This window comes from Paenibacillus spongiae, from assembly GCF_024734895.1.
Lineage (GTDB): Bacteria > Bacillota > Bacilli > Paenibacillales > Paenibacillaceae > Paenibacillus_Z > Paenibacillus_Z spongiae.
The window spans coordinates 4,832,933-4,855,628 of sequence record NZ_CP091430.1; the positions used below are offsets into that span (position 1 = coordinate 4,832,933).

General features: G+C 52.8%; 22 protein-coding genes. 4 read left to right on the plus strand and 18 right to left on the minus strand.

Features of this window, described 5'->3' with window-relative positions; genetic code table 11:
* Positions 1-84 precede the first annotated feature (84 nt).
* The 4 genes from L1F29_RS21925 to L1F29_RS21940 form a co-directional block, all read right to left on the minus strand.
* Positions 85-993 carry a cation diffusion facilitator family transporter gene (locus L1F29_RS21925; RefSeq protein WP_258384172.1) on the minus strand — a complete coding sequence of 303 codons (909 nt, stop codon included), beginning with the start codon at positions 991-993 and terminating at the stop codon, positions 85-87.
* Between the two features lie 86 nt (positions 994-1,079).
* Entirely contained in the window at positions 1,080-1,997 is a 918-nt protein-coding gene (secF, locus tag L1F29_RS21930; protein ID WP_258384173.1) for a protein translocase subunit SecF, read from the minus strand.
* Positions 1,987-3,219, minus strand: coding sequence for a protein translocase subunit SecD (gene secD, locus L1F29_RS21935; RefSeq protein WP_258384174.1), 1,233 nt, complete (start codon positions 3,217-3,219; stop codon positions 1,987-1,989). The genes secF and secD overlap by 11 nt, the downstream gene beginning before the upstream one ends.
* A gap of 87 nt (positions 3,220-3,306) precedes the next feature.
* Positions 3,307-3,546, minus strand: a complete 240-nt coding sequence (locus L1F29_RS21940; protein WP_373876423.1) for a post-transcriptional regulator — start codon at positions 3,544-3,546, stop codon at positions 3,307-3,309.
* A 206-nt stretch (positions 3,547-3,752) separates the two neighbouring features.
* Here L1F29_RS21940 and spoVB point away from each other — a divergent pair, with 206 nt between their 5' ends.
* Positions 3,753-5,357 carry a stage V sporulation protein B gene (spoVB, locus tag L1F29_RS21945; protein WP_258384176.1) on the plus strand — a complete coding sequence of 535 codons (1,605 nt, stop codon included), beginning with the start codon at positions 3,753-3,755 and terminating at the stop codon, positions 5,355-5,357.
* 42 nt (positions 5,358-5,399) lie between these two features.
* Here spoVB and L1F29_RS21950 read toward each other — a convergent pair whose 3' ends face one another.
* On the minus strand, positions 5,400-6,152 hold the full coding sequence (locus L1F29_RS21950; RefSeq protein WP_258384177.1) for a YetF domain-containing protein: 753 nt from the start codon (positions 6,150-6,152) through the stop codon (positions 5,400-5,402).
* 548 nt (positions 6,153-6,700) lie between these two features.
* Here L1F29_RS21950 and L1F29_RS21955 point away from each other — a divergent pair.
* The 3 genes from L1F29_RS21955 to L1F29_RS21965 all read left to right on the plus strand — a co-directional run bounded on the left by L1F29_RS21955 (position 6,701) and on the right by L1F29_RS21965 (position 9,181).
* Complete coding sequence (locus L1F29_RS21955; RefSeq protein ID WP_258384178.1) at positions 6,701-7,099, plus strand: TIGR04086 family membrane protein; 399 nt, start codon at positions 6,701-6,703, stop codon at positions 7,097-7,099.
* A gap of 118 nt (positions 7,100-7,217) precedes the next feature.
* Positions 7,218-8,078, plus strand: a complete 861-nt coding sequence (locus tag L1F29_RS21960; RefSeq protein ID WP_258384179.1) for a phosphatase PAP2 family protein — start codon at positions 7,218-7,220, stop codon at positions 8,076-8,078.
* Positions 8,079-8,212: 134 nt separating this feature from the next.
* Positions 8,213-9,181: a helix-turn-helix transcriptional regulator gene (locus tag L1F29_RS21965; RefSeq protein ID WP_258384180.1), complete on the plus strand. Its 969-nt coding sequence runs from the start codon at positions 8,213-8,215 to the stop codon at positions 9,179-9,181.
* A gap of 177 nt (positions 9,182-9,358) precedes the next feature.
* Here the strand turns inward: L1F29_RS21965 and yajC are convergent, their stop codons facing one another.
* The 13 genes from yajC to thrC form a co-directional block, all read right to left on the minus strand.
* Entirely contained in the window at positions 9,359-9,712 is a 354-nt protein-coding gene (gene yajC, locus L1F29_RS21970) for a preprotein translocase subunit YajC (RefSeq protein ID WP_258384181.1), read from the minus strand.
* A gap of 15 nt (positions 9,713-9,727) precedes the next feature.
* Positions 9,728-10,861: a tRNA guanosine(34) transglycosylase Tgt gene (gene tgt / locus L1F29_RS21975; RefSeq protein WP_258384182.1), complete on the minus strand. Its 1,134-nt coding sequence runs from the start codon at positions 10,859-10,861 to the stop codon at positions 9,728-9,730.
* An 18-nt stretch (positions 10,862-10,879) separates the two neighbouring features.
* A complete protein-coding gene (queA, locus tag L1F29_RS21980; RefSeq protein ID WP_258384183.1) occupies positions 10,880-11,926 on the minus strand; it encodes a tRNA preQ1(34) S-adenosylmethionine ribosyltransferase-isomerase QueA in 1,047 nt (348 codons plus the stop codon).
* Positions 11,927-11,935: 9 nt separating this feature from the next.
* A complete protein-coding gene (locus tag L1F29_RS21985; protein WP_258384184.1) occupies positions 11,936-14,062 on the minus strand; it encodes a SpoIID/LytB domain-containing protein in 2,127 nt (708 codons plus the stop codon).
* Complete coding sequence (locus L1F29_RS21990; protein WP_258384185.1) at positions 14,062-14,499, minus strand: thiol-disulfide oxidoreductase DCC family protein; 438 nt, start codon at positions 14,497-14,499, stop codon at positions 14,062-14,064. The genes L1F29_RS21985 and L1F29_RS21990 overlap by 1 nt, the downstream gene beginning before the upstream one ends.
* Positions 14,499-15,536, minus strand: a complete 1,038-nt coding sequence (gene ruvB, locus L1F29_RS21995) for a Holliday junction branch migration DNA helicase RuvB (RefSeq protein WP_258384186.1) — start codon at positions 15,534-15,536, stop codon at positions 14,499-14,501. Before ruvB ends, L1F29_RS21990 begins: the two co-directional genes overlap by 1 nt.
* A gap of 20 nt (positions 15,537-15,556) precedes the next feature.
* Positions 15,557-16,195, minus strand: coding sequence for a Holliday junction branch migration protein RuvA (gene ruvA, locus L1F29_RS22000; protein ID WP_258384187.1), 639 nt, complete (start codon positions 16,193-16,195; stop codon positions 15,557-15,559).
* Positions 16,192-16,695 carry a crossover junction endodeoxyribonuclease RuvC gene (ruvC, locus tag L1F29_RS22005; protein ID WP_258384188.1) on the minus strand — a complete coding sequence of 168 codons (504 nt, stop codon included), beginning with the start codon at positions 16,693-16,695 and terminating at the stop codon, positions 16,192-16,194. The genes ruvA and ruvC overlap by 4 nt, the downstream gene beginning before the upstream one ends.
* Before the next feature lie 161 nt (positions 16,696-16,856).
* Entirely contained in the window at positions 16,857-17,549 is a 693-nt protein-coding gene (locus tag L1F29_RS22010; RefSeq protein WP_258384189.1) for a BofC C-terminal domain-containing protein, read from the minus strand.
* Positions 17,550-17,730: 181 nt separating this feature from the next.
* Complete coding sequence (locus tag L1F29_RS22015) at positions 17,731-19,560, minus strand: LysM peptidoglycan-binding domain-containing protein (RefSeq protein WP_258384190.1); 1,830 nt, start codon at positions 19,558-19,560, stop codon at positions 17,731-17,733.
* Positions 19,561-19,743: 183 nt separating this feature from the next.
* A complete protein-coding gene (pheA, locus tag L1F29_RS22020) occupies positions 19,744-20,610 on the minus strand; it encodes a prephenate dehydratase (protein ID WP_258384191.1) in 867 nt (288 codons plus the stop codon).
* Positions 20,607-21,587, minus strand: a complete 981-nt coding sequence (gene thrB, locus L1F29_RS22025; protein ID WP_258384192.1) for a homoserine kinase — start codon at positions 21,585-21,587, stop codon at positions 20,607-20,609. Before thrB ends, pheA begins: the two co-directional genes overlap by 4 nt.
* Entirely contained in the window at positions 21,587-22,654 is a 1,068-nt protein-coding gene (gene thrC / locus L1F29_RS22030) for a threonine synthase (RefSeq protein WP_258384193.1), read from the minus strand. Before thrC ends, thrB begins: the two co-directional genes overlap by 1 nt.
* Positions 22,655-22,696 lie beyond the last annotated feature (42 nt).

Sequence of the window (22,696 nt, forward strand, 5' to 3'; positions counted from 1 at the left end):
AGTTTCTTCCCTCAGCAATATTAGCAAAAAATCACGGAAACCTGTCGGTTCCTTATATTTTCACAAAACAAATGCCGCGCGCTGCTATTGCAGCAGCGTCGGCATTTGCTCCTGATTCGGATCGTGATTCGATTTATACGGATATCCCGGATCGTACGGCTCCACATACACGGTGACGTCCGTGACATGACCGAACCGCCTCATAAGAAAATATTTCACCCGTTTGGCTATTTCATTGCCTTCTAATACCGTAATCCGCGGATTAACGCTTATCACGACATCGGCAACGACATAATGGCCATGCTCCCTGGCACGCAGTTCTTCAACGGTTACCACGCCTTCGATCCGTTGAACGGCTGCTTTGAACTCATTAATATCTTGGGGCTCTTCCTCAAAGTATCTGCTCTTGAGAACCGATGCCGAAGCAATCCGATATCCGTTCGTGAAGATGATGACGACGATGATCAACGATGCTGCAGGGTCGAAGTAATAGAGTACCGGCAGTCCAAGCGGGCTGCCAAGCGCCGCGGCCCCTGTACCGACGAACGCTGCCAAGGAGGCGTATAAATCGGACCGGCGCTCTTTCACAGGAAAGATAAGTTCTTTTACTAGAAAAGCGATGATAACTGTGGTGACTGCGGGCCAGCCCGGTCCTTCTTCCACTCCGTCCGCAATCGATTTGATTGCCGAAATCCCGATTTCCAGTCCAATAATCATAAGCAGGATCGAGGCAATAACACCCGATGTGCCCTCCGTTCTTCCGCGCGCGGCCGGAACCGGCGCATCCATCGCACCGAATTGACGACATCGGCGAAGACTCGTCAACGACACGAACGAGGACGCCGCATCGGAGGCTGACCGGCAGGCGTCGGCCAGGAGAGCCTTGCTCCCCATCAAGCCGACGCCGCCTTTTATCGCCGCGATCCCGACATTGCCCAGAAGACCCATCCATGCGGCCGCTTCCGCTTTCGCATACCGATCATTCGCAGACATTCAGAAATCCTCCTTCAAGTTTTCCGCCTGACCACCCTATGAGTGTAAACCGTAGGGAACCCGCTCTGCAGCCTCTAGCTTCAGTCTTATGCGGATGCTTGGGTTTTAGCCGCCTTCGGCTTCGGATCACCTTTGAACTGATACCACAGCGGGCTGGCAATGCAGATCGACGAATATGCACCGCTTGTCAGACCGATGATTTTGGCAAGGGCAAACAGCTTAATGGACTCACTGCCGAATATGAACAAAGAGATTGCAACGACGAGTACGGCCAATACCGTATAAATATTACGTGCCATCGTCTGCCAAATACTATTATTGACCATGTCGGCCAGCTGCTCTTTGTTCTTAATCTTGCTGAAGCGCAGATTTTCACGGATCCGGTCAAAAATAACGATTTTATCGTTGATCGAGTATCCGATCGTGGTCAATACCGCTGCGATGAACGGCAGATCCACCTGAAGCTGGAAGATCGAGAAAATCGCGACGACAACGAACGCATCGTATAGAATGGCTATATTCGCAGCAAGCGCAAACCGCCACTCGAAGCGAATCGTGACATAAAGCATAATAGCGGCGCTCGCGATAATGACGGCGTAGATCGTCTTGGCTCCCATCTCACGCGCCATATCAGGGGAAACGATGTTTACTTCCGCATCGACCTGATCCCCGAATTTAGCTTTGAACGCATCCTGAATCTTTCTGATTTCGTCTTGATTGAGCACTTCGTCGAACCGTGCGGTTACCCGCTCGTTCCCTGCACCGCCAATGGTTGGCGTCATATCTTCATAGCCCGCTTGCTTCAGCACGTCAATGGCTTCCGCTTGCGTAATTGGCTTGCCGATCGCCAAATCCATATTGGTACCGGCTTTGAAATCCACGCCATAATTTAAATTGAAGATGAACAGGGACAATATACCGATTAGCGTCAATGCAATCGAGAATGCATAAAACTTCTTCCGGTGTTTAACAAAATCGAAATGTACCTTTGCATTAAAGTGCACGGATTTCGTCCTCCTTCACGCCGTAATAGCTAGGTTTGGTGAACAGCTTGCTCTGGATGAGCAAATAAATGAGGAGGCGCGACAGGAAGACGTTCGTCAGAATACTGACCAGAATACTGAAAATCATCGTCAGCGCAAATCCGCGAATAGCTCCGTTCCCGATATAGTAAAGAACGATGCTGGAAATAATGTTCGTAATGTTCGCATCCATAATGGTACGGAACGAGTTCTTCGAGCCCGTCTTGAGTGACGAGAGCAAACTCTTGCCGCTGCGTATTTCTTCCTTGATCCGTTCGTACATGATGATATTGGCGTCGACCGCCATACCGATCCCGAGCACGAATGCGGCAATACCCGGCAGCGTCAACGTCGCATTCATCAGGTTAAATACGACAACGAGCAGCCATGTATAGGAGATGACCGTAATCGCGGCCACGACACCCGGAATGCGGAACAGAATAATGAGAAAGACCAGAATGATGATCGTCCCGATCACTCCCGCTTCCACGGTTTTTTTGAGGGACTCCTGTCCCAGCGTGGCGCCTACGCTTTGCGTATACTTCTCCGTCAGCTTAAGCGGAAGGGCTCCCATATTGATCGTATCTGCGAGCTTGGTCGCTTCTTCCATCGTGTATTCGCCGCTAATCTGCGCGCTGCCGCCGCTGATCGGATAATTGACCGACGGGTTGGAGAGCATTTCCTCATCCAAATAAATACCGAGTGTTTGACCTGTCAGCCGTGTTGTTACATCTTCAAATTTCTTCGCATCCTTCAGCTTGATGGTAACCATCGGCTTGCCCAGCTGGTCAAATTCCACTTTGGCTCCATTCTGCGTGAAATCGTTGCCCTGAAGCTCGATTTTGCCGTCTGGACCACGGAACGTCAGATTAATCGGTTTCTTGAGCATCGCCCGCACTTCATCCTCGTTGGTCACGCCAGCGAGCTTAATGCGGATGCGATTGCTCCCTTCTGTCGTAATTTCCGGCTCGGCGATGCCGAACTTGTCAGCCCGGGCTTCAAGGCTCTTGGCCGTTTCCTTCAGCGAGGCCGGCGTTACCTTCTCGCCGCCTTCAATCGGCTGCGCTTCGTACAATACCTCGAAGCCGCCCTTCAGATCCAATCCTAAGCGGATGTCCTTCACAAGTGAAGGGCTTGTCCATGCGATGGCACCGAACATGATGACTACGATCGCAAGGAAGGCTATTATTCTCTTCCCGTTCATAACGCGCTTTATCCCCCTTATGATCTGATCTCAATATTGCTATTATACTTGGGTACAAAATTCGAGTCAAAAAAAAGAGCCCATTGGTCAAAAATGGGTTCCCCGATACGCGCTTATCGTCATGAAATTCATAAACTTCATCACTTTGAGCGATAAAATATCGTTTACCACCTCATGCATGGCAGGTACGCCTGTTTTTGCATACTTCTCGCTGACACATTCCCAAACTTCCTTCGCGGTTACATGCTCGTAACCGACCAGCTTGAATTCCTCCACTTTGCTCTCGCACAGTGTTTCGATGGTTTGGAGCCATTCTTCTTCCGTCATCGTCATTCCCCCTTCATGAAACCCTCTGCCCGTTAACCATTCGTTACAACAGGCAGCGATTCCTGCCGAAGACGCAATAAATTAACGTTTTCCCAGCATGTAACAGACATGGAACCGGACATGCCGTGCATATGCTTGAGCATGGACTTGTCTATCAATAGCTTCTTTTATCCTTATTCTGAATTAAAAAAGAGAGGGAACCCGCCTTGACGAAGCAATCGTTTATTAAGGGAGCGCTTATTCTGCTTGCGGCCGGCGTCGTTAACCGGATCCTCGGCTTCGTGCCGCGCATCGCATTGCCCCGCATCATCGGAGCGGAGGGCGTCGGACTTTATCAGCTTGGCTACCCTTTCCTGATTGTCCTCTTAACGCTCATTACAGGCGGAATTCCGCTTGCCGTCGCCAAGTGGATCGCGGAAGCCGAAACGAATGGCGATCAGAAACGGGTCAAGCATATCTTCCGGGCCGCCATGGGGTTTACCGTTACGATTTCCGTGATCTTCACTGCGTTATTTCTATGGCTGGGTCCTTGGATAACCAGAACGCTGATGACCGATCCCAGGGTATATCAGACCTTCTTAAGCATGAGTCCCATGCTTATCATTGTCGGCATCTCGTCCGTCTACCGCGGATACTTTCAAGGTAAACAGAACATGGTGCCGACGGCCGTATCGCAAACGGTGGAAACCCTCTTTCGAATCGCTTTTCAGCTATTGCTCGCTGTATGGCTGCTGCCGTACGGACTGGCCTGGGCTGCCGCGGGCGCTATGCTTGGCGTCGTTGCCGGAGAGATAGCCGGACTCGCTATTCTTCTATGGCAGTACAAGCGGAGTAAGCGGCATGAAACCGGTTCGGCCGGAATTCCCGTTGAACAAACGCCCCCCGCTATCGCAACTAAGCAAGCAGGCAAGAAACAACCAGAACGGCAGCCGGTCCTCCGCCGTCTTATCGGTTTGTCCGTTCCCGTTACAGCAAGCAAGATGATCGGTTCCATCTCCTACCTGCTGGAATCCATATTGACAGCGCGCGCGCTTGCCGCCGCCGGAGTTGCAACGGGGCTCGCAACGGCTCAATACGGCTCCCTGCAGGGCATGATCATCCCGATCCTGCTGCTGCCAACCGCCCTTACCTATTCGCTGGCCGTTTCTCTGGTGCCATCTTTATCGGAGGCTGCTGCGCAAGGCAACCGGGCTTTAATTCATAAGAGGCTGCACCAATCGATGCGGCTGGCCCTTGTTACCGGTGCACCATTCGTCGTCGTGATGACCCTATTCGCTGAGCCCATCTGCCGCATCCTGTATAATCACGCCGATATTGCGCCAATGCTATTGTGGATGGCCCCCATCGGAATCTTTATCTATTTGCAGGCGCCGCTGCAGGCATCACTGCAAGCGCTCAACAAGCCGGGAACGGCACTTTTCAACACGTTTATCGGAGCCGTGGTCAAGCTGCTCCTTATTATTAGGCTGGCAGCGGAGCCGGAGCTCGGAATCTATGGAGCACTTATCGCGATTAATGTCAACATCGTGCTGGTCACCGTCCTGCATGGGATCAGCGTCTACCGCTTTGTCGGCTTCCGGATGCAAGCACTCGATTTTATTAAAGTCGGGGCTGCCATGGTAATTATGGGTGCGGCCGCACTATGGGTGATGAACCGTTATGCTTTGCCTGCACTTTGGCTTAATCTGGCGATCGCATGCTTGGCCGGCATTATCGTCTACCTCTTGCTCATGATCATGCTCGGCATCATAAACCGTTACGATCTTGCCCGTATTCCGTTCATCGGACGTTGGTTCGGCAAAACCGTTTAATCAACAAGAAGACCGCGGACTACACCCTCGCTCGTGCCAAGGTTACATCCGCGGTACTTGCTGCTTATTGATATACAGTTTTCCACGCTGATCCACCGTACAAAGAAACACCTGCTTCAAATCCGAAACACCGTTTTCTTTCAAATGATTATTCAGCCAGAACCGGTCTTTCCCGAGCGATACTAAATTGTCGTTCATTAGCTTGCCATCCATAATGAGCGGTACAGGCAGCGTCTCAAAGCGGTAATTCTTCGGGAACTTCAGCTGCCCGCTGCTGCCGACTGAAGAGATTTGCCCGGACTGTCCGTCGTTTCCCGGTTCGGAATCGTCCTGCCGGCAGTTCCCGTCCTTCTTCTCGATGACCGAGAGCTTGCCCGTTGTCTCCAGTATGGCGAATTCGACTTCCGATACGGATGCCACTTTATTCTCGCGAAGCTGCTGCATGAGATCGTCCAAATTATAACGCTGCTTGCGCATCGCCTCGCGGCTAATTGCGCCCCTGTCGATCAGAACCGTCGGTTTCCCGTCGAACAGATGCCTCAAGGTGCGGCTTCGCAGAGCGATCAAGGCCAGCCCAACCTGTACGATCAGAAGAACGACCATTGGGATTACACCGCTAACGAAAGGCCGATCGGTATCTTCAATGACGATGACCGCAATCTCCGCCACCATAACGGAAATAACGAGGTCGAATACCGACAGCTTTCCAACCTCCCTTTTTCCCATTAATCGAATAACCAGGAACACGATGACATAAATCGAAAGCGTTCGGATAACGTGATCCCACAGATCCAAGCGGAACCGCTCCTTTCGTTTTATTGTCCCAGGCATAATTGCCGGCTATCCACACTGCTTTGCTTTTGCCTTGTCTGACGTACAGCTATTGTCACCGGAGACCATCATCGTCATACAGATCCGGCATTTCGAATATATGGCAGCAAATCCATCCGGCGGTGATCATTTTCAGATACCAGAGGCTATTAAATGTGGACGATGCTCACTTTGCGAGAATAAGACATCGTCATATCTAACTCCTTGTACTAATAATGCTTGCTTGACCATATGGTGTACTAATCATGACTACGGACGAGTTGACGGGTTAACCAAACGAATATGAGGCTTAGCTTCACAAAACTTATGCTTATGCTTCCGAAGTAGTTTTGTTACGAAGGATATCAGTGAGGCTTATGCTTCACAAAACTTATGCTTATGCTTCCGAAGTAGTTTTGTTACGAAGGATATCAGTGAGGCTTATGCTTCACAAAACTTATGCTTATGCTAGTTTTGTTACGAAGGATATCAGTGAGGCTTATGCTTCACAAAACTTTAAGGAGGAACAAAAAATGAAAACGATGAATTCATTGAAAACACCGCCCAAGGTGCATGTCGCTTCCCCGATGCTCGCCGGCATTATGTATGCAGCCATTTGGCTTGCGCTCGGTGCGCTCATCTTGTCTGCCCTGCTCCGGTGGGGGAACATGCAGGAGCATCAGCTGCCGACTTACAGCTTGATCGTACATGCGCTTGCTGCATTCGCCGGCGGCTTCGTGGCTGGCAAACGCTCTAGTAAGCGGGGCTGGTATTATGGAGGATTTCTTGGCATCGCCTATGGACTTCTCATCCTGCTTATCGGCTTCCTCGCCTCCAACGCCGGGATAAACGTAAGAACGCTTACGATGCTGGCTGAAACTGCCGCATGTGGCACCTTCGGCGGAATGATTGGCGTTAATATGAAACGATAATATCAAACGATTCTAGGTTACCGTTGGTCGATTATGAACTCCCCATTATAATGTGCTATACTAGATCGAGTACATTGACGACCGGTTCTGCTACTTTTTTTGGGGGGAAAGACACACCATGATTTTGTTTGATAATATGACGACCGTTGCAATCTATACGACACTTGTCGTCATTCTACTGCTCTGGTATGGAGCTTTAGCGAATCCCTTTCGGATTGGCGGTCTTTTTCTTAAGGAGCTCGCAACCTCGAGAACCTATCTATTTCATTTCGTCGCTTTGATAGCGATCCTGTTCTTGAATAAAGTCGAACTGATGATAGAGAATAACATGACGAATTATACCGTGGACTTTACATCGTTCGTCCAATCCATCGAGGGCGGTTTTGTCAGCAATCTGCAGCAAACCTTCGAGAACGAGATTGTTACCTTTGTATTGGCATTTATCTATGTCGTCGTTTTTCAAGCGATGCTCATTGCATCCATCGGGATTTATACCTATCAGGACAAAACAAAACGAATGTACTACGCGACATGTTATGCAATCATGATTAATTATCTCGTTGCGATTCCATTCTACTTCTTCTTGCCGGTTAATGAAGTCTGGGCGCATGACTCCAGCGTACGATTCCTCATGCTGGACGTATTCCCTACCTTCGAAACCGAATATCGAGCACTGTCCGGTCTCAACAACTGCTTCCCTAGTCTGCATACGTCAATTTCGGTGACATTGGCCGTTCTGGCCATTAGATCGGGAAACAAGCGCTGGGCTTGGTTTTGCAGCATATGCGCGGCTGCCGTCATTTTCGCGATCTTCTACTTGGGGATTCATTGGCTCACTGACATGCTTGGCGGTATGCTTCTTGGCCTGTTCGCTTCAACTGTCGGCATGCGCATCAGTGCAGCAGGGACGTTCCTTCGCAGCCGCGGCAGACAGCGCCGTCTCGGCAAGCTCACTTATGCTCAAGAAGATGCCAAATAATCCATCGCTGTGCACCCGCTATGCCGTCACAAGACGGTATGGCGGTTTTTTATTTATATATGACACTACATGTCCTGTTGGCAAGCTATAATGGAGAAATGGATTGTTATGTATGAACATAAAGGAGCGTGCTTATGCGAGGTGACCGGCTGCTGTCCATTCTGCTTATGCTTCAAGAATCCGGTATGTTGACCGCAAAGGTGTTGGCCGAGCGGCTCGAAGTATCTGAACGGACGATTCACCGCGATATGGTGGCGCTCAGTTCGGCCGGTGTGCCGGTTGCCTCCGATCGCGGATCATCGGGCGGCTGGCGGTTGATGGAGGGATATCGAACGGATTTGACGGGATTAACGCGAGATGAGCTGCAGGCCCTGCTGCTAGCCGCATCCGTTCGATTGCCCTCCGATACCGATTTGAGGCATAAACTGGAGTCTGCGCTTATTAAATTAGTGACCGCTTCGCCTGCCGAACACCTGACCGATATGAAACGCGTTCGTGAACGGCTTCATATCGACGGTCTCAGCTGGAACAACAGCCATGATTCGACACCTTGGCTGCCCCTTATCCAGGAAGCGGCATGGAATGATCAGATTATTGAAATAAGCTACAATAAAGGGGATCAGGTGGCTAAGCGTACGATTGAACCGCTTGGCATCGTAGCCAAAGGGAATATCTGGTACCTGATAGCAAACGTAGAAGCGGACACGAGAATATACCGTGTGTCCCGTGTCATTGAAGCGAGGGTCATCGGGGAGCCTTTCAACCGTCCGGCGGATTTTGATTTAGCAGCCTGGTGGCAAGCCTCGACCAGAGCTTTCTATGAGCAGCTGCCGCGGTATCATACACGGCTCCGGATGGGTGAAGATCAGCTTGCCAAGCTTAGACGGACGCGGTACACGCATGTGCAAGCCGTACGAGATATTGAGCCCTCTACCGGTTCCACAGTGAATGCTATAGAAGCGGATGTGGTATTCGATTCTTTGGAAGCCGCATGCGAAGTATTATTTGCTTTCACCTTGGATGTAGAAGCGCTTGGGCCCCCGGAGCTCAGGGAAGCCATGCTTCAACGTGGAATGCAGCTGGTTGAACAGTATAAGCATTAAACAACAAGGCCGGGATATCGGAGGCTGTTCCCCGAATCCCGGCCTTACTACAACAGTTACAAGCTAACGGCATCATTGCAGAAGACGATATGACCAAGCAAGCATGACTCGAGCTTGGAATGCCGTATCCTATGCAATTGAAACCGTATATGTATAACACTCGGCGAAGTCAAGAGATTAGCCCTTTACATCTTCCGGCTTATCTTCTTTCTTCTCAGCCGGCGCCGCTGGCGCTGCCGAACTTGACGTCACGTTATTAACCGCGCTGCGGTCAAATGTGATCTTCGTTGCATCATTGACGCGAAGCACGACCACATCGTCCGTAATCTCCAAGATTGTGCCATGCATCCCGCCGATCGTGACGACTTTGTCGCCCTTCTTCAGCTGGTTCAGCATTGCGCTGCGATGCTTCTGTTTTTTCTGCTGCGGACGAATAAGTAAAAAATAGAAAACCGCGAACATCAGCACGAACGGCAGGATCGATCCAAGCGCTCCCAAACCGCCTAAGCCACTATCAGCTGCTACCCACATTTGATTTCACCCCTTTCAAAATCCTTTTTCATTGTCAAACAAACCGTATTTCGCAAAGAAGGCATCACGGAAATCAAGCAGCCGATCCTCCATAATCGCTTGACGCACGTCCCGCATAAGCTGTAACAAGAAATGCAAATTGTGATACGTCGTCAACCGCAGACCGAAGGTTTCATCCGCTTTAATCAGATGACGGATATAAGCACGCGAGTAATTCGTACATGTATAGCAGGAGCATTCCGGATCCAGCGGACCGAAGTCGTCCGTGAATTTCGCATTACGAATGACCAGCCGTCCGGAACTCGTCATCGTCGTACCATTGCGAGCAATGCGGGTCGGCAGTACGCAATCGAACATGTCAATACCGCGTATGGAGCCGTCAAGCAGCGCATCCGGCGAACCTACCCCCATCAAATAGCGGGGCTTGTCTTTCGGAAGAAGCGGCACCGTGGTCTCGAGCACCCTGTACATGATATCTTTCGGTTCCCCGACACTCAATCCACCAATAGCATACCCCGGGAAATCCATGGAAGTCAACTCGGTCGCGCTCTGACGGCGCAAATCGTCATACATCCCGCCCTGAACGATGGCGAACAGCGCTTGATCATGCGGTCTGGCGTGCGCTTTCAAGCAGCGTTCGGCCCATCTTGTCGTACGTTCGAGCGACTGTTTGACGTAATCGTACTCCGCCGGATATGGCGCGCACTCATCGAATGCCATCATAATATCAGGGCCAAGCGCGTTCTGAATTTCCATCGCCTTCTCCGGCGAGATGAACAGCTTGTCTCCATTAAGATGGGAGCGAAATTCAACGCCCTCTTCCTTGATCTTCCTCATTTGACTCAAGCTGAACACTTGAAATCCGCCGCTATCGGTCAAGATCGGGCGGTCCCAATTCATAAACTTGTGAAGACCGCCCGCCTGGCGAACGATCTCGTGACCGGGGCGTACGAACAGATGATAGGTATTGCTCAATATGATGTGAGCATCCATCTGTTTCAGTTCTTCCGGACTCATCGTCTTGACCGTCGCCTGCGTACCGACCGGCATGAAGGTCGGGGTATCGATAATTCCATGAGGGGTGTGAATGCGGCCCAGTCTAGCACCCGATTGCTTGCAAACCTTTAGTAATTCATATTTGATCGCCATTATACATTCGTCCAATCCTTAGTAGATAAACATTGCATCGCCAAAACTGAAAAACCGGTATTCCTTCTCCACGGCTTCTCGATATGCCTTCAAGACGTTATCCCTGCCTGCAAGCGCGCTTACCAGCATGACCAGCGTCGACTTCGGCAGGTGGAAATTCGTAAGGAGCGCATCGACCAGCTTGAAGGAATAGCCCGGGAAGAGAAAAATATCCGTCCAGCCGCTGCAGGCTTGGATGTCCCCGGTAGGAAAACGGGACGCAGCCGTTTCCAGCGTACGTGCCGAGGTCGTGCCCACGGCAACGACTCGTCCGCCTCTTGCCTTCGTTTGTTTCAATAGCAAAGCCGTCGCGTCACTTAATTCATAATACTCGGCATGCATCGTATGGTCTTCTACGCGCTCCACGGACATGGGACGAAACGTCCCCAGACCAACGTGGAGCGTTACATAGGCGATATCGATCCCTTTCGCCCTCAACTGTTCTAGAAACGGCTCTGTAAAGTGAAGTCCCGCCGTAGGAGCGGCTGCCGAGCCTTCATGCTTCGCATATACCGTCTGATAACGTTCCCGGTCATCCAACCGCTCCTTGATATAGGGCGGCAGCGGCATCTCGCCCAGACGGTCAAGCAGCTCTTGAAATATGCCCTCATAGCGGAACTCCACTTCACGCGAGCCCATATCCCCTTCGCCTCGCACGATTGCACGAAGCAGCGGCTTGCCTGTCCCATCATCGCCGAAAGCCAGCTCAGCGCCTAGTTTAAGACGCTTGGCAGGCTTCGCCAGCGTCTCCCAGCAGTCGCCTTCGAGCTGCTTGAGCAGCAGCAGCTCCGCCTTGGCTCCCGTGTCCGCCTTCACGCCGAGCAATCGCGCAGGAAGAACGCGCGTATCGTTCAATATCAAGGTATCTCCCGGGTGCAGCATATCCGCAAGGTCCGTGAATCGATGGTGACCGATCGTACCGGAGTGCTTATCCAGAGAAAGGAGCCTTGAAGCCGTTCGCTCCAGCAATGGCGTCTGAGCGATTAATTTCTCCGGCAATTCAAAATCAAAATCATCTACATTCATTGCTCATTCTCATTCCTTAACGATCGTTATGTCTTTATAGTAGTATTGCAAAATGTACTTGTAGTCATACCCTGATTCTGCCAAACCGCGCGCGCCGTACTGGGACAGGCCTACGCCATGTCCGTACCCGCTTCCGACAAAACGGAAGGTAGGCTCCTTCGTTGCGGCGCGTACTTCCCCATGCCCGTTCAGGATAAAGATGCTGCCTGCGCCCAGCTGCTCAGGCTTTCCGTCTGCTCCGATGACAGTTAACGCGCCGTCTTTCCGTTCAGAGATGCGGTCGCCGGATGCAGCTATCGTCATCCGGGCCGTTTCGTCGATTTCGAGCTTCGTGCTGGGAAGGCCGCCAAGAGCCGAACGAAACGAATCGGGATTTTTCACAGTTACATTGGCACCGTTCACCAGCAGCTCCGTTATTCGTCCGGACGGTCCTGTATTCCCCGCTTCCAGCGTGCGTATCGGCCCTTGAACCGACGGAGACACTTTCTTGATGGAAGCTAGCAGCGTATCCGGTGTGAATGGTCCTCGCACCCAAGAATTCTCATTGGATTGGATGACCCGTTCCAAAACGACGACCGGGGTGCTGCTTCCTACTTTACCGACAGCGGGCACATTATCTTGAACAAGCGGAATCGGCCTCACCATAACGCCGTCACCCTTGACCCGCATGATCTTGCTTCCCGCTGCTGTAGCATCATTCGTCGCTTCTACCAAATCTTCGCGTATGTAACCTGTTTCCCCGCTAGGCAGAACGACTCTGTACCAATACGGCAGCCCTTTCTCCGAGGCTTGATCCTGACTGGTGACCGATTTCAAATACGGGACCTCATTACCCCATATTTCAGTGGCATCGGCACTTGCGCCGCCTGCGCTCGAAGAGAATAAAGCTTCGATTACTTTGCCGTTATACATGGCGACTTCGCCGCGCGTTTCGTCAACCGCCTTGATTGTGGCCGGCTTCTCGGATCCGATCCCGCCATATACTTGGCTTAATGTCGTGTCGACGACATGAGCGATTTGAAAGCCGAAGCCTTGATAGAGCGCATATGTTCTTGCAGCCACGGCTTGCGCTTTCAGTGCTTCAGCAGGCCAAGATGCCGGCATCTCGCCACCTACGACAGCGTATAAATATTGCTCGAACGGCAGTTCATTGACGACCGCCAGCTTGCCGCTCAACCCGCTGAGTTCAAATTGGCCGCGATACGAGCGGTTATACCGTTCAGCCAGCTTGATGCCGGTTGCGGCTTCCGTCGAAACCCACAGCTTCGTACCCGTTAAGGGCACCGAGTACAAGGCCATCGGCGAGTTGGCCGATTCCGATACGGAATAGTCGTCGCGAATGATAACGTACGAAGCGTTGGCATCCGCAGCTTTCAGCGTCCCCCCGCTTGCCGCCTTCGCCTTCACGTCATTCAATCCGGCTTGGTCGACGGCAGCTCCGACAAGCACCGTATATTGTCCGCCCCCGGTTCCCGCCTGCTTTAAAGCCGTGAAAGCATCAACCCCTAATGCCCGGAAGGCACTCGCGGCTTTGTCCGCTTCGGCTTGCGAGGAGTATATCCCGGATTCAAGATGCAGAGGCCCCATCGTCTCGACATTCATTTTGCCCGCCACTCCGATAATTCCGCTATCCTTGCTCCAACGCTCGGAAGCTGTCTTGGCTTCCGCGGCGCTGCGGTACGAGCCTTCCATAACTTGATAGACTGTCGCATTGTTTTTGGGTACTGCGGTTAAAAAACCGGCTCCTCCCGCTGCTTTCAACCGCTTGACGATTGCAAGGGCGGTGGCGAACTCCGTTGTCTCCGTTATCTTGACTTTATAGTCGTCCAAGGTGAAGCGGACGGTTTCTCCCGCTTTTGTTTGCAGTAGGGGCTTAACGCCGGAAGGCTGTCTGATGCCGATTGCCAGCGCTCCTGCGGAGGTCATCGTAGCCGATGCCGTATTCAGCTTGTACCTCGCGTGTTCGATAAATAGAGCCACTCTAATGGTCTCCAGACTCGGAACAGCCCCGCGCGAGGGGCTGACGGTCCAGACGGATACGAGCATGAGAAGCGAAACTAGCAGCAGCATGAACGCGACCGGCTTCGAACGGTTTCGCCGATCGCGGCTTCCGCCGTTTAATTGCACGAGTTTCATTAGCCGTTCTTCCCCCCATCTTCTTGATGATGAGCAGGCAGGCTGCATACCCCGTTCTCACAGCCTTCATCGGTCTTGCCAAACCAATCGTAACGCCGATTCGCAACATAACGATACAACGCATCAGCCAGCCGGCTCATTCCAGGAATTTTATATAATACAGCCAGCCAGGATAATCCCCTGGCCGTCCGAATAATCCGAACGACGCCATCCGCACCCGCATAGGCGCGGCCTGCTTCGTCCACGACATGAAGCTTAGCGAGGAGCTTCTCCCTATCGACAGAGCCGAAATCAGGGATTTCTTCGCCCGTTCCGTCCAGATAGGATTGGACGGAAACGAATCTCAGCTCCGCAGATGTATGAAGCTCCTTAAGCCGCTTGACGCTCGCTAAGCATAGTTTGCACTGTCGATCATACAGCACATAGATCTTTTCCATCAGTTCATATCCTCGGTTTGACCTGCTGCGCCTCCGAACTGCTCCGGCAACGGCAAACCGAGGTGACGATAGGCTTGCGGCGCTACAACCCGGCCTCTGGGCGTTCGCTGCAGAAAACCGATCTGCATCAAATAAGGCTCATAAACGTCCTCGATGGTCTGGCTTTCTTCGCCGATCGTCGCTGCGATCGTATCCAGCCCGACTGGTCCGCCGCGGTAATTGGTTATCATCGCGGTAAGCATCTTATGATCGATCCGGTCAAGGCCAAGCGGATCGACTTGTATCAATTCCATCGCATTGCGCGCAAGCTCATGCGTAATGATTCCGTCTCCGCGCACCTGCGCAAAGTCGCGAACCCGCTTGAGCAGCCGGTTGGCAATACGCGGCGTCCCCCTGGAACGCATCGCAATCTCTTGGGCCGCTTCTCCAACAATGCCGACGTCCAGGATTTCCGAAGTGCGCGATATGATAAAAGCGAGCTCATCGACCGAATAAAATTCGAGACGGCTGACAACGCCGAATCTGTCGCGCAGCGGCGCCGAAAGCAATCCGGCGCGGGTGGTTGCGCCAATCAGCGTAAACGGCGGCAGCTCCAGCCGGACCGACCTGGCGCTCGGGCCTTTTCCGATCATAATATCCAGCGCAAAATCCTCCATGGCCGGATATAACACCTCTTCAACGGTCCGGTGAAGCCGGTGAATTTCATCGATGAAGAGCACGTCGCCTTCCTGCAAATTCGTCAGCAGCGCAGCCAGATCCCCCGGTCGTTCAATAGCCGGTCCGCTGGTCGTCCGCAAATTGACGCCCAGTTCATTGGCGATAATGTTCGATAGAGTCGTCTTGCCAAGGCCCGGAGGCCCGTAGAGCAGCACATGATCCAGCGCTTCCTTGCGGAGCTTGGCCGCTTCGATGAATACCTTCAAATTTTCCTTCGCTTTGGTCTGGCCGATATATTCCGATAAATAACGGGGCCGCAAGCTAAGCTCCACCGCGGAATCTTCCATCATGAGGTTGGCGGAAATAATCCGGTCTTCCATTGGCGTTTCCCCCTTTCCACTCAACCTTTAAACAACTGCTGAAGCGCCCTTTTCATGAGCGAATCAACCGTTTCGTCCGGTTTAACCGTATTTTGCAGCGCATGCCAAGCCCGGTCGAGCTCCGCCGACGTATATCCCAGCGCCATGAGCGCTTCCCGCGCTTCCTGCCAGACCTTGCCGCCTTCGGCGCTTGGTTCCGGTTCCGGGAAGAGATCGTCCATGGTCGCAAGTCCCGCGGCAGCCGCACCAATACTGGCTTGTACGGCATCAATCTTATCCTTAAGGTCAAGGATCATCCGCTGAGCCGTTTTCTTCCCGATTCCCGGAAGCTTGGTCAAAAATCCGATGTTCTCCTGTTTGATCGCGGCTGCTACCGTCTCCGGTCTTCCGCCGGCCAGGATGCCCAGCGCAACACGCGGTCCGATGCCGGATACCTCAAGCAGCTTGCGGAACATCGATTGCTCTTCTCTTGTTGCGAAACCAAACAAATATGTAGCATCCTCGCGGACATGATGATGCGTATAGATCGTGACAACGTCATCGCTCTTGGCGAAGCCGTACGGATTAGGCGTGAATACACGATAGCCAATATCACGCACATCGACAACAACATATTCGGTATCCCAATGCACGACCCGGCCCTTAACGTAATCGATCATCGGCGGGTCACCTCGCTAATTTTTTGAGTAAGTACGGACGAATGGGCGTGGCAGATCGCGACGGCCAGCGCATCCGCTACATCGTCCGGCTTCGGTATGGCCGATAGCTTCAGAAACATGCGGACCATCTCCTGTACTTGACGCTTCTCCGCTTTTCCGTAGCCGACTACAGCTTGCTTAACTTGCAGCGGCGTATACTCCGTAACGGATAATCCCCGTTGTGCAGCCGCTAAAATAATAACGCCGCGCGCCTGTCCGACCGAGAACGCGGTCGTAACGTTCTTATTGAAAAATAACTTCTCCACGGCAACGGTGTCCGGCTTATATTTGTCCATCAGCGCGCAAGCCGAATCATAGACCTGCTTCAGCCTCGTCTCTTGCGGCGTGTGCGCTTCCGTTTCAATACAGCCATACTGTACGGGGATCAGCTTGCTCCCGATCTTATCGATGAATCCGAATCCGGCGATCGCAATGCCCGGATCTATGCCTAATACGCGCAACCTGATTCTCTCCTTACGCCAAAGGCAAATGAATAATAAAGACTTCCTCTTATTATAGCAAATGATTCCGGGAATGAGAACACGCGTTTTGCCCCGGCTCATTGCATCCGGGCAGCAACAAAAAAAGGACGGCGCATTGCCATCCTTTTCTCGTTGCTGCCCTAGTAGGTCGGCTTCATAACTCTCTCGCTCTTATCGAGCGCATAGTCGCTGAAGGTAGACAGCACGCTATTGTATTCATCCTTATCGCTGACGCGAATGCCGTTGTTGAGCTGCTCCAGTTGATCCTTCGACAGGCTGCTTTCCATGTACTCCACATCCAGCTGAAAAAAGGTGCGCATGACCTTTTCTTTTTTGGGCGGACCGTCGAACAATGACAGATTGCCGGACTTATCCACGCTGAAATAGGCGCTTTTCTTGCACTCATCGGACAAGTCGTCGATCTTCTGTTCCATCATGACGGTCCCGTTCCTGTCTAATGTGGCCATCCATTCAGGATGCTCGCTAAGCATGCGAATGACCTGCTTGGCATCCATGCTGCCGAGTGCGCTCCACTCTTCCCCGCACAGATAGGTACGATGCAGTTTGACTATGAAAGGACCCTCTAGCGATGCCAGCTTCGCGATGATGCTCCGGCTTGCTCCATCGGCTTTGACCGGTTCCATGTTGACTTTCCCAGACAAGACGTGCGCTTCTAACAGATCCGTGTATGGCATTAGCGTATGAACGGCCGCCCCTGCCGGATTCGGCAATAGAAGAGTGAACATCGCCAGCAAACTGCCCAGCGTGAGGACCGACCTTCTCCCCCGCTTCAGTCGTTTTTTCAATTGTTTCCAGAGGCTGAATTCCTTCATGGCGGAACTCCCCATTCCCCTTTTTCGGTTAGTCTTTCTCCACTTCTGGACAAATATGCATGAATATGACCGGTTGATATCCTTAATCAAAAAAAAGACTCTCCGGCCATGATCGGCCATAGGAGAGAGTCCATCTTCGTTATTGTTATACACGATTACTCTGCGGGTTCCGTTCTGTAAATTACCGGTTAATCCAAGGAAGACTTTCGCTGCGGCGCTTCGGGGGGGCGGTGCGGGCAGCGCGTACGACCGCTTTCTTGGCAGGCTTGCGGGCTGCAGTCTTCTTTTCGTTATGGGAAAGCTTGAGTTTCGCTTCCGGTTCCGCGGCTTCCTCATCGGTGCGTTTGTCTTTGCATCCGCATTTGCATGGCTTCTCCGACACGTCCGCCGTTTGAGCCGGGAGCATCTGACCGCCTCCGCCGTAACTGAATGACGGCATACTCCATGGAGCATTCGGTGCAGGGGATACTCCCATCGGACCAACGCCGAATCCGCCGTGACCATAGCCATGCGGGCCTTCACTTAATGGCGATACTCCCATATGATCATATCCGTATCCATGTGGACCTTCTCCTGCAGGCAACACCGCTCCGTGTCCGTACCCGTAACCATGTGGTCCCTCATTCGCCGGCGATACTGCACCATGATCGTAACCGTATCCATGCGGACCTACATTTGCCGGTGATACTGCACTTGGACCGAATCCGTATCCGTGCGGGCCTTCTTCAGCAGGCGATATACCCATATGATCGTATCCATATCCGTGCGGTCCTTCGCTTGCCGGCGACACCGCTCCATGTCCGTACCCGCCATGCCAGCCTTCATTGGCCGGCGATACCGCATGTGGACCGAATCCGTAACCGTACGGACCCTCGCTGGCGGGCGACAATCCGTATGGCCCGCAATTTTCCACCATTCCAAATGGACTCAATCCGGTCTCCGGGTAGGGCATGACATGATGGCCGTAGGCGTGAGGTACAGGAGACGGAGCGCCCCATGGAAGCGTAGAAGCTCCCACATTCTCAGGAGGACACCAGTCCGGCATTCCGTGCGAAGCCGGGCTGACGAGAGACTGATGCCAGCCATAACCGTCAGCTGCCGGAGACACATGGCCGTGGCCATAACCAGGGTGATGACCCGTCTGCATGGGAGAGACAGCCTCCGGCATTTTGGGCATATCATACAAGGACATCACTTCAGTCGCCGGTACTCCGTATTGTTGAAACAAATCGATATGCTGCTCATATTGCACATGTACAGGGTAAGACTTCTTCTCCACCGGCTTTTCCGCTGCCGCCATCTGCATCGGCATTGGTGCGGGAGCGACGTTCGGCATCACATTCGGAGATATATTAGGAGTGATATTCGGCGTTACATTAGCGGTAACTTCCGGAGCGACATTCGGCTTTACATTCAAAGCCGCAGCTGTCGGTGCAGGCACCGGCGTCTGTGCTGGCGTCTGTTCTGGCATCGGTGACGGTGCTGGCGTCGGAGCAGTCTCCGTAATAGGAACGTTGGACTCGATTGGGGCTGTCGGTTTCTTGCCGCCAAGCACCCCTGTAGGTATTTTGGCTGTTGGAATCTTGCCCATCAATCCTTGAACGCCCTGCATCACAGTCTTCGGATGCAGCGGATGATGCGTTCCGCCATCCTGAAGGGGTTCGCTCATACCCATAACATTGCTTGACGTGCCTGGCTTCGGAATGTTGACCACTTCGCCTGTCAGCAGCACATTAGGGTTCTTAAGCTGCGGGTTCGCTTTGATCATTTCGCTAAGCGGTATGCCCCAAGCCTTGGATAGCTTCCAGAGCGTATCGCCTTGAACGACCACATGCTGGTGCAGAATGTTCATATCGGCAGCCTTCGATGGGATCTTCACCTTCTCTCCGACATTAATCACGTCCGGGTTTGTGATGTTTGGGTTAAGCTTCAGCAACTCTTCCAGCGAGACATCGTACTTCTGTGCGATCAAGTACAGCGATTCGCCTTTTTTGACAATATGAATTTTCACTCGCCACTAACCTCCTGACACGTTCTTACATGCATAACAGGCATTCGCCCGTTATCAATCCCTACATCCTATGCAGATAGTGGGCGAGTGTCCCCCATGAGGCAAAAAAAAATTGAGGCCCCTCCGGCAGCCGCCGGCTCTGAGCCTCAATATTCTTAGTATCCAGGTTAATGAAACCTTTCGTTATCCTTCATATGTAAAGCTCGGATAGCTGCCTAATATGCGGATCTGGCATCCCAGCGCCTCGATCTCCGCAAAGGCAGCCGGCAGCAGGACGGAATCCAGCGACATTTCGATATCAATGATGAAGTAGTAGTTGCCCAGCTTCTTCTTCGTTGGACGCGATTCGATGCGCGATAAGTTGATGCGGCGCCATGAGAATACCGAGAGCAGCTGATGCAGCGCGCCCGGATAATCCTCCGGCAGCGTGACAAGAATACTGGTCTTTTGTTTCTCCGACGTACGGTCCGTGAACGGCTTCTCGCCAACGAGCAGGAAGCGTGTATAGTTGTTATCGTGGTCCGTTACGCCTTTGTCTAATACATCCAGTCCGTTGTTTGCCGCGGCAATTGTCGTGCCGATTGCTGCCCAGCCGCTGTTTGGGTGATCGCGCACAATTCGTACGGCTTCCGCTGTACTGCTCACATGCTCAAGATCGGCATGAGGCAGCTTCTCGCGGATATATTGCAGGCACTGCGCCATGGCGACGGGATGGCTGAGCACCTTCACGATGCGGCTGTTATCGACGGTCTGCCCGCCGCCTGACAGCTCCTCAAGCCGGCCGATTAGATTTTGTACGGACGGATAGATCCATTCCGCCTGAATCGGCAGATCAACCTCATGTACAATCCAGTCCATATGCAGGCTTACAGAACCCTCGATCGTATTTTCGATCGGAATGACGCTGTAATCGGAATGACCGTTGGCAGTCGATAAAAACACATCGGCAATAAGCTTATGATAACTCATTTCCACTTCGGTTCCCGCGAACAAATAACGCGCCGCCTCATCCGAGACCGAACCTTGCGGCAGCAATGCTACTTTGATCATGCCCTGACTTCTCCTTTAATGCGGTCCATAAAAACCGGTTCAGCTTCATCGCGGCCCAGCGTTATGACCTCCGTCCCGCTTACGCATGGCTTCAGCCATAATGTCTGTGCTTCGATTCCTTCCTTGCGCAGCGTAGCCAGCAGAAATTGTTCAAGCTCACGCTTGCGGGGACTGCCAGCCTCGATGAGAGCCAGCAATGTCGGTCCGGCTCCGCTTAATGCGATCCCTAATGCGCCATGCTCTGTCGCCTTCTCCAAAATTTCCGTCATGCCTGGAATGAATGCCGCACGGTATGGCTGATGAAGACGGTCACGCATCGCATGCCCGATCAGGTCGAGCCGGCCGCTTGCAAAAGCCGCTACGAGCAGCGAGCTGCATCCGATATTAAAGACGGCATCTCTCATCGCAATTTCCTTCGGCAGCGCATGGCGCGCTTTCTCCGTCGACAATTGAAAGGCCGGTATGGCAACGAGCGTTTCCAGATCCGGATGCGGCTCCAGCCGCACCTTCTCGGCACGGCTGCCATCCCATGCGGAAACTACGATGCCACCGAACAAGGACGCCCCCACGTTGTCCGGATGCCCCTCCAGCTTCGTTGCCAGCTGAAAGAGGCGGTCCTCAGTCAGCGGGCTGCCGATGAGCGCGTTCGCCGCCACCAGCGCACAAACGATAGCCGACGCGCTGCTGCCGAGCCCTCTTGTCAACGGAATGTCGCTGTACATCGATATTTGCAGCTCCGGTACGGATACGCCTGCTTCGTTGAATACGAGCTGCGCCACCTTGTAGATCAGATTAGACTTGTCCCGGGGGACGCCGTCCAAATTGTCTCCATACAGATGAATGACCGTTCCTCCATGCTCGGAAACTGCGAGTTCAACCCATGCATAAAGGGATAGCGCCATGCCGAGCGTATCGAATCCCGGTCCGAGATTAGCCGTACTGGCCGGCACCTTTACGATTACCCGGCGACTCGTCATTAGGCTTCACCTTCCAGCTTACGGATTGCCTCCATGACCGCTTCTTCGGTATCCGCAACGACAAGCGGCTCCGCGTTGACGCTTTTAATCGCGATGTTAGGGTCCTTCAGACCATGGCCGGTCAATACGCATACGACCGTCTCTCCGCCTTTGAACACACCCTCGCGCTTCAGCTTCATAACGCCTGCGATAGATGCCGCCGAAGCCGGCTCTGCAAAGATACCTTCGCGCGATGCGATCGTCTTATAGGCGTGAAGGATCTCATCGTCGGTCACGAAATTGATTTGACCGCCGGATTCTTCAGCGGCAGCAACGGCCGTTTTCCAGCTGGCCGGGTTGCCGATCCGAATGGCCGTTGCCACCGTTTCCGGCTCCGCGATCGGCTCGCCCTTCACAATGGCCATAGCGCCTTCCGCCTCGAAGCCGACCATCTTCGGCAGCGAGGCGATTTTGCCTGCTGCATGATACTCCTTAAAGCCCTTCCAATAAGCGGAAATATTGCCAGCATTGCCGACCGGGATCGCAAGATAGTCCGGCGCCTTGCCGAGCTGCTCGCTCACTTCGAATGCGGCCGTCTTCTGTCCTTCGATCCGGTAAGGGTTGACGGAATTGACAAGCGTGATCGGATGCTTCGCCGTAATTTCGCGGACGATCTCCAGCGCGCGGTCGAAGTTGCCTTCGATCGCGATGACTTTGGCGCCGTATATGATCGCTTGAGCCAGTTTGCCAAGTGCAATGTTATTGTTCGGAATAATCACGATGCAGTTCAATCCGCCGCGTGCCGCATAAGCCGCCGCAGCAGCCGACGTATTGCCTGTGGATGCGCACATAATCGTCTTGCTGCCTTCCTCCATCGCCTTGGCTACCGCCATAACCATGCCGCGGTCCTTGAATGAACCGGTCGGGTTCAAGCCCTCGTATTTGAAATAGAGATCCAGCCCGAGCTCCTTCGACAAATTATCCGCCCGAACGAGCGGCGTATTGCCTTCTTGCAGCGTCAGCAGCGGCGTGTTGTCTGTAACCGGCAAATTCTCTTTGAACGTTTGTAGCAATCCCATATATCTCATGAACTGTTAAGACTCCTTTATTATTGGGTTTGAGGGTTATTC

Excerpts from the sequence above, each read along its gene's own strand:
- L1F29_RS21925 (WP_258384172.1), bottom strand. The coding sequence starts at position 993 with ATGTCTGCGAATGATCGGTATGCGAAAGCGGAAGCGGCCGCATGGATG.
- secD (WP_258384174.1), bottom strand. The coding sequence starts at position 3,219 with ATGAACGGGAAGAGAATAATAGCCTTCCTTGCGATCGTAGTCATCATG.
- L1F29_RS21940 (WP_373876423.1), bottom strand. The coding sequence starts at position 3,546 with ATGACGGAAGAAGAATGGCTCCAAACCATCGAAACACTGTGCGAGAGC.
- L1F29_RS21955 (WP_258384178.1), top strand. The coding sequence starts at position 6,701 with ATGAAAACGATGAATTCATTGAAAACACCGCCCAAGGTGCATGTCGCT.
- L1F29_RS21960 (WP_258384179.1), top strand. The coding sequence starts at position 7,218 with ATGATTTTGTTTGATAATATGACGACCGTTGCAATCTATACGACACTT.
- L1F29_RS21965 (WP_258384180.1), top strand. The coding sequence starts at position 8,213 with ATGCGAGGTGACCGGCTGCTGTCCATTCTGCTTATGCTTCAAGAATCC.
- yajC (WP_258384181.1), bottom strand. The coding sequence starts at position 9,712 with ATGTGGGTAGCAGCTGATAGTGGCTTAGGCGGTTTGGGAGCGCTTGGA.
- tgt (WP_258384182.1), bottom strand. The coding sequence starts at position 10,861 with ATGGCGATCAAATATGAATTACTAAAGGTTTGCAAGCAATCGGGTGCT.
- queA (WP_258384183.1), bottom strand. The coding sequence starts at position 11,926 with ATGAATGTAGATGATTTTGATTTTGAATTGCCGGAGAAATTAATCGCT.
- L1F29_RS21985 (WP_258384184.1), bottom strand. The coding sequence starts at position 14,062 with ATGAAACTCGTGCAATTAAACGGCGGAAGCCGCGATCGGCGAAACCGT.
- L1F29_RS21990 (WP_258384185.1), bottom strand. The coding sequence starts at position 14,499 with ATGGAAAAGATCTATGTGCTGTATGATCGACAGTGCAAACTATGCTTA.
- ruvB (WP_258384186.1), bottom strand. The coding sequence starts at position 15,536 with ATGGAAGACCGGATTATTTCCGCCAACCTCATGATGGAAGATTCCGCG.
- ruvA (WP_258384187.1), bottom strand. The coding sequence starts at position 16,195 with ATGATCGATTACGTTAAGGGCCGGGTCGTGCATTGGGATACCGAATAT.
- L1F29_RS22010 (WP_258384189.1), bottom strand. The coding sequence starts at position 17,549 with ATGAAGGAATTCAGCCTCTGGAAACAATTGAAAAAACGACTGAAGCGG.
- pheA (WP_258384191.1), bottom strand. The coding sequence starts at position 20,610 with ATGATCAAAGTAGCATTGCTGCCGCAAGGTTCGGTCTCGGATGAGGCG.
- thrB (WP_258384192.1), bottom strand. The coding sequence starts at position 21,587 with ATGACGAGTCGCCGGGTAATCGTAAAGGTGCCGGCCAGTACGGCTAAT.
- thrC (WP_258384193.1), bottom strand. The coding sequence starts at position 22,654 with ATGAGATATATGGGATTGCTACAAACGTTCAAAGAGAATTTGCCGGTT.